This window comes from Paenibacillus sp. 01T422, from assembly GCF_056398785.1.
Map to the genome: position 1 here is coordinate 1 of NZ_JBFTQB010000205.1, position 12,007 is coordinate 12,007.

The 12,007-nt window shown below is 47.5% G+C and carries 11 protein-coding genes and 3 pseudogenes; 5 read left to right on the forward strand and 9 right to left on the reverse strand.

Going from position 1 to position 12,007, the window contains the following annotated elements:
* Nucleotides 1-296 (reverse strand): annotated as a pseudogene (locus AC1DUA_RS13650) (hypothetical protein); the annotation flags it as partial.
* Between the two features lie 314 nt (nucleotides 297-610).
* On the opposite strand from AC1DUA_RS13650, the gene AC1DUA_RS13655 reads away from it, so the two are divergent.
* A complete protein-coding gene (locus AC1DUA_RS13655) occupies nucleotides 611-1,777 on the forward strand; it encodes an MFS transporter (protein WP_477500284.1) in 1,167 nt (388 codons plus the stop codon).
* Nucleotides 1,778-1,944: 167 nt separating this feature from the next.
* Entirely contained in the window at nucleotides 1,945-2,298 is a 354-nt protein-coding gene (locus AC1DUA_RS13660; RefSeq protein WP_477500285.1) for a toprim domain-containing protein, read from the forward strand.
* 14 nt (nucleotides 2,299-2,312) lie between these two features.
* Here the strand turns inward: AC1DUA_RS13660 and AC1DUA_RS13665 are convergent, their stop codons facing one another.
* The 8 genes and pseudogenes from AC1DUA_RS13665 to AC1DUA_RS13700 all read right to left on the reverse strand — a co-directional run bounded on the left by AC1DUA_RS13665 (nucleotide 2,313) and on the right by AC1DUA_RS13700 (nucleotide 9,270).
* Entirely contained in the window at nucleotides 2,313-2,945 is a 633-nt protein-coding gene (locus AC1DUA_RS13665; RefSeq protein ID WP_477500286.1) for an SCO family protein, read from the reverse strand.
* Between the two features lie 20 nt (nucleotides 2,946-2,965).
* Nucleotides 2,966-3,916, reverse strand: coding sequence for a heme o synthase (cyoE, locus tag AC1DUA_RS13670; RefSeq protein ID WP_477500294.1), 951 nt, complete (start codon nucleotides 3,914-3,916; stop codon nucleotides 2,966-2,968).
* An 878-nt stretch (nucleotides 3,917-4,794) separates the two neighbouring features.
* On the reverse strand, nucleotides 4,795-5,649 hold the full coding sequence (locus tag AC1DUA_RS13675; RefSeq protein ID WP_477500287.1) for an urease accessory protein UreD: 855 nt from the start codon (nucleotides 5,647-5,649) through the stop codon (nucleotides 4,795-4,797).
* Complete coding sequence (gene ureG, locus AC1DUA_RS13680; protein WP_477500288.1) at nucleotides 5,642-6,304, reverse strand: urease accessory protein UreG; 663 nt, start codon at nucleotides 6,302-6,304, stop codon at nucleotides 5,642-5,644. The genes AC1DUA_RS13675 and ureG overlap by 8 nt, the downstream gene beginning before the upstream one ends.
* Nucleotides 6,305-6,327: 23 nt before the next feature.
* Nucleotides 6,328-7,131, reverse strand: a complete 804-nt coding sequence (locus AC1DUA_RS13685) for an urease accessory protein UreF (RefSeq protein ID WP_477500289.1) — start codon at nucleotides 7,129-7,131, stop codon at nucleotides 6,328-6,330.
* Nucleotides 7,082-8,568 (reverse strand): annotated as a pseudogene (locus AC1DUA_RS13690) (urease subunit alpha). The gene AC1DUA_RS13685 and the pseudogene AC1DUA_RS13690 overlap by 50 nt, the downstream one beginning before the upstream one ends.
* Nucleotides 8,565-8,933 carry an urease subunit beta gene (ureB, locus tag AC1DUA_RS13695; protein ID WP_477500290.1) on the reverse strand — a complete coding sequence of 123 codons (369 nt, stop codon included), beginning with the start codon at nucleotides 8,931-8,933 and terminating at the stop codon, nucleotides 8,565-8,567. Before ureB ends, AC1DUA_RS13690 begins: the two are co-directional and overlap by 4 nt.
* Nucleotides 8,934-8,967: 34 nt before the next feature.
* Nucleotides 8,968-9,270 carry an urease subunit gamma gene (locus tag AC1DUA_RS13700; protein ID WP_477500291.1) on the reverse strand — a complete coding sequence of 101 codons (303 nt, stop codon included), beginning with the start codon at nucleotides 9,268-9,270 and terminating at the stop codon, nucleotides 8,968-8,970.
* A gap of 284 nt (nucleotides 9,271-9,554) precedes the next feature.
* On the opposite strand from AC1DUA_RS13700, the gene urtA reads away from it, so the two are divergent.
* The 3 genes and pseudogenes from urtA to AC1DUA_RS13715 all read left to right on the forward strand — a co-directional run.
* On the forward strand, nucleotides 9,555-10,817 hold the full coding sequence (gene urtA, locus AC1DUA_RS13705; RefSeq protein WP_477500292.1) for an urea ABC transporter substrate-binding protein: 1,263 nt from the start codon (nucleotides 9,555-9,557) through the stop codon (nucleotides 10,815-10,817).
* A 96-nt stretch (nucleotides 10,818-10,913) separates the two neighbouring features.
* Nucleotides 10,914-11,819 (forward strand): urea ABC transporter permease subunit UrtB, encoded by a 906-nt coding sequence (urtB, locus tag AC1DUA_RS13710; RefSeq protein WP_477500293.1) that lies wholly within the window; start codon nucleotides 10,914-10,916, stop codon nucleotides 11,817-11,819.
* 45 nt (nucleotides 11,820-11,864) lie between these two features.
* Nucleotides 11,865-12,007 (forward strand): annotated as a pseudogene (locus AC1DUA_RS13715) (urea ABC transporter permease subunit UrtC); the annotation flags it as partial.

Here is a 12,007-nt window from a genome sequence, read left to right on the forward strand (position 1 = left end):
GAAACGATAAAAGAACCGTCAGGATTTGCTTTGAATTGCGCTTCTTTTGCTTCCGAAGTCAAAGCACTGATCGCTTTATCTTTGACTTCATCGCCAACCTGGGATACCACACTTGTCCCAATATCCTTTATTTTATCCTTATAGCTTGCTCCATAAACGATGAGAGCACCGACAACGACAAGGACAACAATCCATTTAATGACTGTTTTCACAATCCCAATGACAATAAATAAAACAATAATAGCAGCAACTAGTAAATACCAACGATCCTGTGCAAATGAAATCCACTGATCCAAAAGAACCCCTCCTATTTATCCAAAAGTCCATCCCTATCATACTACAGGGAATCCTTAGTCTTCATCCCTTTTTTTCTTTAACAATGCTAGTTTTCGCTGAATTTCATCCGTTTGATCGGCTCTGCCTCTCGTTTTGTGAAAGGACTGTCGGAGCCGGAATACTAGAAAAACAGCCACACATGCAAGCAAAAGAATCACATAAACATCCATAACTTCCTCCATCAGAATTGTGTCAATTATACGGAAAGGTCATATCCATCGGACGAGCGGCGTACATCTTAAGAAGAGACAAGTCTAAACAAGGTGGTGAGCACATGCGAACAGCCCTTTGGCTGTACTTATTTATGTTTGTGGCTTTTTTTGATTTGCACGCACAGTACCCGATACTGTCACCTTTCGCCTTATCCTTAGGGGCCGCTCCATCCTTTATAGGGCTAATTATGGGCGTATACTCAATCACGCACTTACCGGGTAATCTCATTGCTGGCTATGGCGTGGACAAATACGGCAGCAAATTTTTCATTGTCTGTAGCCTGATTGTAGCAGGGATCATCTTACTTTTTCAATCTAATGTCAAAGATCCATGGCACCTGCTCTACATTCGTTCCATTAGTGGATTTGTGCTCGCTTTCTTATCTCCGGCCTGCTTATCATTGCTGGCTCGTATCGCCAAAGACCGCATCCAACAGAGTAAGCTGATGGCGGGGAACGGTCTGATTCACACGTTAGCTTCCGTGGTTTCTCCTGCGGCTGGAGCCATTCTGGTAGCCAAAATCGGATTCACAACCGCTTTTTCCGTGTTGGGCTGGATTCTGATTATAACGGGATTTCTAGCTATCTTTGGTGTCAAAGAAAAACAGCTGCTGAGCCAATCTGCTGGCAAACTTGAAGCTCTGGATCATCATGGCCATGGGATGCCAAGTGAGGAATCCGACTTACCTGTGGGCGTGTCAGTCCCTTGGCTGTTTTTCCTCATTCCAATGGCACTTTCTTGCTCTCAGGGCATTTTATTCTTTGAGCTGCCGCTTATGGAATCTGCTCGAGAATCCATCCTCACCTCAGGCGTATTTTTCACACTGATCAGCTTAGGCGCTCTGCTAAGCATCTCGTTCTGGTTCCTTAATAAAGTATCGCCATTTATCCGGACCATCTGCGGAAGCTTGTCGTTAGCTGTTGTTTTCTTCGGCTTAGCCATCCAGTGGCCCATCCCACTATCAGTCTCCCTCTTCCTGATCGGAATGGCCAAAGGTGTCATCTATCCCGCTTTGGCAGCACTTCTTGCCAGCATCACCAGCAGCAACCGCTATGGCCGAGTCTTTTCTTTGCTCTCAATTTCATACTCTATCGGTGCTTTTATCGGTCCAATGATGGCTGGGCAGCTTCGCGACCATATTTCCTCTTATTTCATCGCCTTTTTCATTCTTATGCTGGCACTTTCGCTTTTACCTTTACGCACATTTAAATCGCCTGTTACGACATAACGCTTCCTGTACACGGCGGCTTGAGATGTTCAAGTCGTCTTTGTGCTGTCAATCTCTGTCATTTCCCGGGAAATGGCAGCATATTATTTGAGCAAACGTCGAATGGAATCCTTGGATCGCATACAAAAACGGGTTATACTACAAAAAAACCTGATGGAGGATACCCCATGTCGATCACAATCATTGTAGAAGGTAAAAACGACAAAAGCCGCTTAAAACGCGTTGTTGATGATAACGTCCAGATTCTCTGCACTTTCGGAACACCCAGCTCTCAAACCTTGGAGGAACTTAGGAAAAAGGCCGGGGACAAGCAAGTTTATTTATTTACTGATAATGATTCTTCCGGTAAAAAGATACGTTTTCTACTGCGGGATACCTTCCCGGATGCCGAGCAAATTTATACACGCAAAGGGTATGCCGGTGTCGAGGGAACACCTGAGGAATACCTTATCCAGCAATTAGAAAAAGCAGGACTGGACGAGTATATTATCTACCCTTCACCAGATCCTGCTTTTGAATAGTTTATGTAGTTAACTTATTTCTCTTTGGACAAAGTCACCACATCTTTGACGATATGGTCCGCATCGAGTTCCGGATTGCTCGCATCGTAATAATTCCGCAGTTTCCCTTTTTTATCAACAAGTAAGATAGCATTGGAGTGAGAGAAGTTTCCGTCCTTCTCCTTAATGACCATAATGCCGAAGTCCTCGGCAAGCTTGTGGGTCTTCGCTTCTTCACCACGGAGGAACATCCAACCACTTGGATCAGGATTGGACTCAAACTTGCTTCCGAACTCCTTGAGTACAGCCGGTGTGTCCCGGTTAGGATCGACGGTGATGGAGATAATTTCGGATTTCGTACCGAACAGTTCTTTTTTCTTCAAAGCATCCTGTACTTGCGTTAGCAAGAAGGTTGTCGGCATACAAACGTCTGGGCAAAAAGAATAGAAGAAATAAACGAGTCTTACTTTGCCATCTGTATCCGCAGAAGCAACTGTCTTCCCATCCAAGTCTGTCAGTTGAAAAGATGGAGACTGTTTCATCGCCGTTAAGCGTTGATCCGGTTCGCTGCTGTTGACCCAAAGCTTATAGGCAAAAGAAGCAATCATTGCAATCAAGATAGCGCCCAGCGCCAGCTTGAACCAATTTTTTTCGAAAAATGTACTCATCTTTGTCATCCGTCCTTCATTTAGCTAATCTTCACCGTATCAATAACCATGAGGATCGATAAAAGTGTTAGATACATAATTGAGAAAAGAAACATGCGTTTCGCCCATACGACTTCAGCTTCACCTGTTGCTTTGAAGCCCTTCACGCTCATGAACATCCAGATTAATCCGAGAATCGTCGAGCCAATCAAAAAGAGGTAACCTACATATCCGTAAGCTGTTAACATGACGGTAACTGGAACAAGTAGAACGACATAACGAACCATGGAAATCTTAGTAACGTAAGATCCTTTGACCACTGGTAAAAGCGGGAATCCCGCAGCCCGATATTCTTCCATACGGCGAATGCCCAATGCCCAGAAATGCGGCGGCTGCCATAGGAATAAGAAAAGGAACACCAAGATAGCACCTAAATCAACCGTGCCGCTAACCGCACAGTAACCGATGACCGGTGGCGTTGCACCTGAGAATGCGCCTACGAACGTGCTCCAGACTGAGGTTCTTTTGAACCATGCCGTATAGAGCCATACATACAAGAACAATCCAATTAACCCGATTAACGTTGCAAGCGGGGAGGCTGCTCCAAAATAGAGGACAGCTAGTCCGATCGTTCCCAGAATAATGCCATACCATAAAACGACATTGGGTCCGAGTCTTCCACTAGGCAGCGCTCTGTTCTGCGTCCGTTCCATTTTGGCATCCATTTCACGGTCCAGATAATTGTTCAGCACCGTGCCGCCAGCCATAACAAGAGCTGTTCCGAGCATTGTAAAAAATAAATGGGCCCAACTAACGTCCCAACGAGCGGCCATCCAATATCCGGCGAAAGCCGTCATTAGATTAGAATAGATAATCCCCGGCTTCACCAAGCGATAAAAATCTTTTAACGTCACAGGCTCTGCAGATGTTGACTTATTGGCTGCATCTATGGCTTCGTTCCTCGCGGAACCTTGTGTCGAATCGTTAGAAATGCTTTCGTAGCTAGCTTGATTTTCCACGTCACTGCCCTCCTCTATATCGAACTTCCGAGCTCATTCATTTATGATCTCATTTATCATACCAACCCCTACACCGTTTGACAATAAAGTGGGGACAGTTGTCATGATATTGTCGATTCTCCTACCAGTATGCGTGGAAAATAAACTTACCATTCTCTCCCAATGCAAAAAAAGACCGCATTCGCGGTCAGACCACGCTATTACGTTGTATAAAATGCAACGTAAGCTTGCGACTTCGACTTCGCCGCACATTTGTCCCTTCGTGACCTCATCCCGTCACACCATGTATCACTCAACACCAAGTTGCGACTGCAACAGCATTCTATGTTGTACTTTGTGCAACCATTAGGCTGTATTAGGCCTCAGACGCCTCTATATTGTACTTAATACAACGATTTATGCTCTAAACCGCTTACATCTCACCTTTTTGCACCAAATGGTTGTATATTGTGCAACGTAAGACCGCATTCGCGGTCAGACCACGCTACTACGTTGTATAAAATGCAACGTAAGCCTTCAACTTTGCCGCACAGCTGCCCCCTTCGTGACCTCATCAACCATCACTGCTTAAATTATAACGGGAAATAGTACTGCTAATTTGTTCATTTCTGCTGTTCTAGATCCATTAGATGGAAATTATCCCGCTATTTCTTCAAGTTTCGTCAGAAATGAGACGAATCTACTGAAATAACTGCACAAGCTCCCGTTATTTCATCGAAGTCCTACTCCACGCCATTTTTAACAGTAGAAATTCCAGTTATTCCGTGAGCGAACATCTATAAGGGTAAGCGAGGCTTACCTCCAATTCTGGCATGTCAAAAAAGGAGCCCTCAGGGCTCCTTCCAACCAACCTATTTGTTAACCATTAATGGGGTTAAAGCAAGCAAGCTGCGGCGTAATTCATGCCAAGCTTGGGTAAGGACATGCTGCAATTGCCAGGCATGCCGTCCCATGACGGTGACGATTATCCCGTATTTATACGTGAGACTGGCTCCGACACGCACATGTTCAATGCCATTCATCTTCTCCAGACATGACATTAGGCCATCTAAGTGCTTCTGTCCAAGCTGATCGGAGAAGATATACAAATTCCCCAGATGCGTTTCCTGCTCCCAACTACCGGGGGCCGTGAGCTGCATATCCTGAGGCTCAATCCTCTGGTTCTGATAATAAATCAGTTCCGGGCCGTACCAAACCTTCATGCGATTGGCATAACGCGAGTACTGGAAGATCTCTCCCCTCTGCGCTCGCCCCGGACATAGAACATCTGAGAATATACACGCAGCCCCTGGAGCAAGATGCACCTCCGTCTCGGAGGATAAGCGGGCATCTTTGTATAACATAAGCGGCTCGGGGATGTACTCCAGCAGCGCTCCTGCCTCCACAAGCAGCGATTGACGCTGCGTGCTTCCTTGATCCCCTAGTGATGGATGAACCTTCGTGAACGATTGGTTCGTTAGAAAAACACGTGCGCCCTCTTCAAGGCGCACGTTAATTTCGTAATGATCCCCTGACATCAGTCCTGGGGAGCAGTCCATCATATAAACGCCCAGCTGCTCCACGGGCTGGTCTCCGGAGAACGTTTCGTTCTCATAGCGGAACGTCTTGGCGATTTTGAGCGGGGAGGCGTGATATTTGTGTACCAGCTGCGTGACACCGCTGCGCACCGCAAATGCTGCCTTGATCTCCCCGGTCACTTTAGGCATGGCTGAACTCCTGCTCCACCCATGTCACAATATCGTCAACTCCTGTACCGCCCATCAGGTTGGAGAAGATGTAGGGACGGTCTCCACGCATTTTCTTCGTATCCGAGTCCATGACTTCCAGGCTGGCACCGACGTACGGAGCCAAATCGATTTTGTTAATGATGAGCATATCGGATCTCATAATGCCTGGCCCGCCTTTGCGCGGAATTTTCTCCCCTTGAGCAACATCGATAATATAGATGAAGCGGTCCACTAATTCCGGACTGAAAGCTGCAGCTAGATTATCGCCGCCACTCTCGATGAAAATGATATCAAGATGCTCAAAGCGCTGCTCCAGTTCTTCAATCGCTTCGAAATTCATGGAAGCATCTTCACGAATCGCTGTATGTGGACATCCGCCCGTCTCCACGCCAATAATGCGATCTTCAGACAATGCCTCCGAACTAATCAGAATGCGAGCATCTTCCTTCGTGTAGATATCATTCGTAATCACCGCGATACTAAAGCGGTCATTGAGTTTGCGGGCCAGACGCTCCACCAAAGCTGTTTTGCCAGAGCCAACAGGCCCTCCGATTCCAATACGCATCGGGCGGCTCCGATCGATAGACGGTTTCTCCCATTGTTGATGATGATGATGACCTTGTCCTTGACACATAGTCATTCCTCCTTGAATTTGAGTTAAGACATGAACAATCGCGAATAAAGGGTCTCGTGCTGCATCATCGCCAGATCAGCCGAGGGTGAATTCGTATATGCATCCATAGGATCTAAATGAGCTACACGCTGCCACTGTCCTCCGATCAATGGAATCACCTTGGACAGCAGCATTTGGCCTTGCGTTTGCCCCATGGACATGAGCCTCAAAGCACTGTTAATACAGGTCATCACACAGCTGTACAGGTATMCCTCCACCGCTTGTTCCAGCGGCACGCCAAGATGATAGCTCACCCATCCATGTACAATCGGATGATTAGCGCTGCAACGGCCAGCTTTCACGGCTTCATCCAATAATTTCCAATCCAGATCTGGATACATAGCCCGGGATAACTGCAACAGCCTGCGTCCCATCTTTTGAACGCCGCTTCTGGCCTCACTTGAAACTCGCTGTACATGCAGCATATGATCGATTGCCCAGAGCTGCTCCCATTCTCCTATGGGAATATGCGTGTAGGCTGCTTTGATCACCATCGCATCAGAAGATGACCAGTTGTGGAAGAGCATAGTGCCAATATAAGCCTCAAGCTCATCGACAGTTGCCAAACGTCCTTGCTGAACGAGCGTTTCCACGCCGAAGGAATGTGAGAAGCCCCCGATCGGCAGCGCTGAATCTAGAAGCTGTTGGTAGGCCAGCCAGTGAAACTTTGGGGCTATTGCTTCTTGCTGCGTGGCTGCTGCCCGCTTCATCCCATCCATGTGCATCACCCGCATTTTTTTAAAATAAGAAATATAACTGCGCCATCGGAAGCTTCGTCGCTGGTTCACAGGTGATGGCTTCCCCATCCACTTTGACTTCATAAGTCTCCGGGTTCACTTCTATTGAAGGAGTACCATTGTTATGAATCATGTCTTTCTTCGAAATGTCGCGGCAGCCTTTCACAGGCTCAATCCGCTTCTGTAGACCTAGCCTCTGCGCAATGCCATTGTTATAAGCCGTTTGAGAAACGAACGTTATCGAACTTTGGGTCAAAGCTTTGCCGAAGGCCGCAAACATCGGCCTTCCGAACACAGGCTGCGGCGTTGGAATGGACGCATTCGGGTCACCCAATTGCGCGTAGGCGATGCTGCCGCCCTTGAGCACCAGATCAGGTTTCACCCCGAAGAACATCGGGCTCCAAACCACCAGATCCGCGAATTTACCCGGCTCGATAGAACCAACCAGATGCGAAACGCCATGCGTAATCGCAGGGTTAATCGTATACTTGGCAATGTAACGCTTGATGCGGAAATTATCGCCTTCCTCCGTATCCGGAGCCAGCGGTCCCCGCTGTTTCTTCATCTTATCCGCTGTTTGCCAGGTGCGGATGATGACCTCACCAACCCGGCCCATCGCCTGCGAATCCGAGCTCAGCATGCTGAACACCCCAAGGTCATGCAGGATATCCTCCGCAGCTATCGTTTCCGGGCGTATCCGTGAATCGGCAAAGGCCACATCTTCAGGAATCCGGCTGTCCAAGTGATGACAAACCATAAGCATATCCAAATGCTCTTCAATCGTGTTGATCGTGTAAGGACGTGTCGGATTTGTCGAAGATGGCAGGATATTCAGCTCAGCAGCCGCGCGGATGATATCCGGAGCATGGCCTCCGCCTGCTCCTTCCGTATGATACGTGTGGATGGTACGGCCTTTGATGGCTGCCAGCGTATCTTCCAAAAATCCCGCTTCATTTAATGTATCCGTATGAATAGCCACCTGAACGTCATATTGATCGGCTGCTTTCAGGCACGTGTCGATAGCCGCCGGTGTCGTTCCCCAATCTTCATGCAGCTTCAAACTATATAATGAATGTGGGCATCAATTCCACCCGCCGTCACGATTTTACCCTCGCCAGCGATGACTTCCGTGCTTGCTCCGACAATGAGATTAGGATGCACGCCATCCATAATATCCGGGTTGCCGGCTTTGCCAATTCCGACGATATGTCCATCCTTGATGCCGATATCACCTTTCACAATCCCCCAATGATCGATAACGACAGCATTCGTGATCAGCGTGTCGAGCACGCCTTGATCCCGGGTGGCACCACTGGACTGTCCCATGCCATCCCGGATTACTTTCCCTCCGCCAAATTTGCATTCGTCCCCGTAGACGGTGTAATCATGCTCAATTTGCGCCCATAATTCCGTATCCGCCAACCGAATAGCATCGCCAGTCGTAGGCCCGAACATCAGCGCGTAGCTCTTACGATCTATTTGACTCACACGCGTTTCCCCTCCCATGCCTGCCATCTTGCTCTCGTCTCTTCGGACATCTGGTCTTTCACTGCCGGCCCTTCGCTCAAGTTGTTGAGCCCATAGGACAACTTGGCTCCGCCCAGCTCGACCAACTGAATCGGCTTTTGCTCCCCGGGTTCGAATCGAACGGCTGTCCCCGCTGGAATATCTAGATGCATGCCAAAGGCAAGTTCTCTGGGAAAGGCCAACGCTCGATTCGCCTCAAAAAAGTGATAGTGGGAGCCCACCTGAATAGGGCGATCTCCTGTATTCGTGACAATGATTTCGACGGTTTGTCTGCCTTTATTCATTTCTATAACGCCTTTGTTAATGCGATATTCTCCCGGAACCATCTTCTCGCCCCTTTCGATCTATTCATACATATAGTCAGGTGATGGGTTCGTGAACGGTCACCAGCTTCGTACCATCCGGAAAAGTAGCTTCTACCTGCACATCATGAATCATCTGCGGAACACCTTCCATAACCTGCTCTGCCTTCAAAATAGTCGTACCGAAAGTCATCAGCTCAGCGACCGTCATGCCATCTCTGGCGCCTTCCATAATTTCAGATGTAATCAGTGCAATACTTTCGGGATAATTCAGCTTAACGCCTCTTGCCATTCTTCGCCTTGCTAAGTCTGCCGCTACTGTAATGAGGAGCTTTTCTTTCTCGCGCTCGGTTAAATGCACATCATCACCTCTTCAAAAACCGAATAATGGTATTCTTTTACACTTATTATATTCGGATATTCCACGCTTGTAAATCTTCAATGTCATATTAATTGACATATAATAAGTGATTTTTCCAATTAATTTACTTATTTTATACATTCAACACAAAGGAACTGCAATTATATGTGCATCACCCACAAAATAAAATCCGATTCATGTCATGTATATTGACACTTACCTTTTGCCCACTTTATCATAAGCCTTGTAATCCAAATCTTGTAAGTAAGGGAGTGGGACGAATAATGAGAGAGATAAGAAACAAAGGGAAACTCACCGTCGCTTTAAGCATGGCATTGATGATGGTAGCAACTGGCTGTGCCAAGTCGGAGCCTACTACATCCACCGCAACAACGAAGGCGGCAGAAGTCAAAGCGGAAACGAAAGACGAGACTGTACCTGTTGGTATTCTTCACTCTCTGACGGGCACGATGTCCATTAGTGAAGTATCTGTAAGAGATGCGGAGTTAATGGCGATTGATGAAATTAATGCAGCTGGGGGACTCTTAGGCAAGAAAATAAAGCCCGTCATTGAAGACGGTGCATCCGATTGGCCTACTTTTGCAGAGAAAACTAAGAAGTTACTGCAAAAAGACAGTGTTGTGACGATTTTCGGTTGCTGGACGTCAGCCAGCCGTAAAGCGGTACTTCCGGTGGTCGAGCAAAACAAAGGATTACTGTGGTATCCAGTTCAGTATGAAGGCGTAGAATCTTCACCGAACATTTTCTACGTAGGCGCAACAACGAACCAACAAATTATCCCCGCTGTAACCTGGCTCCTCCAAAACAAAGGCAAGAAATTCTACCTCTTAGGTTCTGACTACGTTTTCCCAAGAACAGCCAACAAAATTATTAAAGAGCAATTGAAAGCCGAAGGCGGCACACTTGTTGCTGAAGAGTACACGCCGCTTGGCCACACGGATTACAACACAATTATTAGCAAAATCAAAAAAGAGAAGCCAGATGTTGTTTTCAATACACTCAATGGTGATAGCAATGTAGCTTTCTTCAAGCAATTGAAAGACGCTGGCATTACAGCCAAGGACCTAACAACCATGTCTGTTAGTATCGCTGAGGAAGAGGTTCGCGGTATTGGAGCATCTGTCCTGGATGGACACTACACAGCTTGGAATTACTACCAAACGACGGATACACCAGAGAACAAAAAATTCGTTGATGCCTACAAAGCTAAATACGGCAAAGACCGTGTAACGGATGATCCGATCGAAGCTGGTTACACAGCCGTTTACTTATGGGCTGAAGCCGTCAAAAAAGCAGGCTCTTTTGAAGTAGAGAAAGTAAAAGCAGCTGCCAAAGGCATAGAGTGGAATTCTCCAGAGGGTAAAGTCACCATCGATGGTGAGAACCAGCATATTTCCAAAACAGCGCGTATCGGCCAAATTGGCGCTGATGGCTTAATTAAGGAAGTATGGAATTCTGGTCAACCGCTTAAGCCGGATCCTTTCCTCAAGACGTATCCATGGGGCGGCGAAGTAACGAAGAAATAAGCTTACCGATAGGATTGTTCTAGAAACCAGGTCTGCCTAACGGCAGCCCTGGATTTCACTATTTTACTCGGGGTTCACTAAGGGGGAAGCATCGTCATGAGTTTGCTGCTGCTTCAATTATTCAACGGCCTAAGTCTAAGCTCCATTCTGCTCCTGATCGCCATTGGGCTTGCCATTACATTCGGGCTTATGAATGTCATGAATATGGCTCATGGTGAGTTTATTATGATAGGTGCCTACATGGCTTATCTGGTCCAGCATTGGTTCCAGCAATTCCTGCCGGCCTCAGCCTTCGGCTGGTATTTCATCGTCTCGCTGGGCGTCGCCTTCGCCGTAGCTTTCCTTGTCGGATGGCTGCTAGAGGTCTGCCTCATTCGGTTCATGTATGGCAGACCGTTAGACAGCCTGCTTGCAACATGGGGCGTCAGCTTAGCCCTGCAGCAGCTTGCCAGATCCATATTCGGCGCACCCAACGTCGCCGTGAAAGCACCTGAGTGGCTGGAAGGCGGACTCCACCTTACTGCTGATCTTACTCTTCCTTATAAGCGACTTTTCATTATTGCGTTGGTCGCGCTCTGCATCTTCGTTATCTATATGTACTTATATCACTCTGCTGGCGGTAGGCGGATGAGAGCCGTTATGCAGAACCGTGAAATGGCTGCCTGCCTCGGCATTTCTACACGCAGAGTAGATGCACAATCCTTCGCATTCGGGTCTGCCATGGCAGGCATTGCCGGATGTGCGCTAACCTTGGTTGGACCCATTGGCCCTACCATCGGCACGTACTACATCGTCGACGCCTTCATGGTTGTTGTACTTGGCGGCATCGGGAAGCTGATCGGCACGGTTGCAGGAGCTTTGGGCATTGGTGTGTTCAATACAGCGCTGGAGTATACCACCAGTGCGACGATCGGAAAAGTACTCGTCTTCACACTCATCATCGCCTTCTTGCAATGGAAACCGATGGGACTTGTGACGATCCGTTCAAGATCCCTAGACTGAAGAAAGGATGTGGCATCCTCCATGCTCTTCGCCGGACAATCCAAGATGAAACTGATGGTTTATACCGTTTTTTTAATCGTATTGGCACTTGCTCCACTGTTTTTGTCTGATTTCCGCCTATCGCTTCTCGGCAAGTTTCTCGCTTATGCCATTATTGCCATGGGAATTGATCTGATTTGGGGCTATAC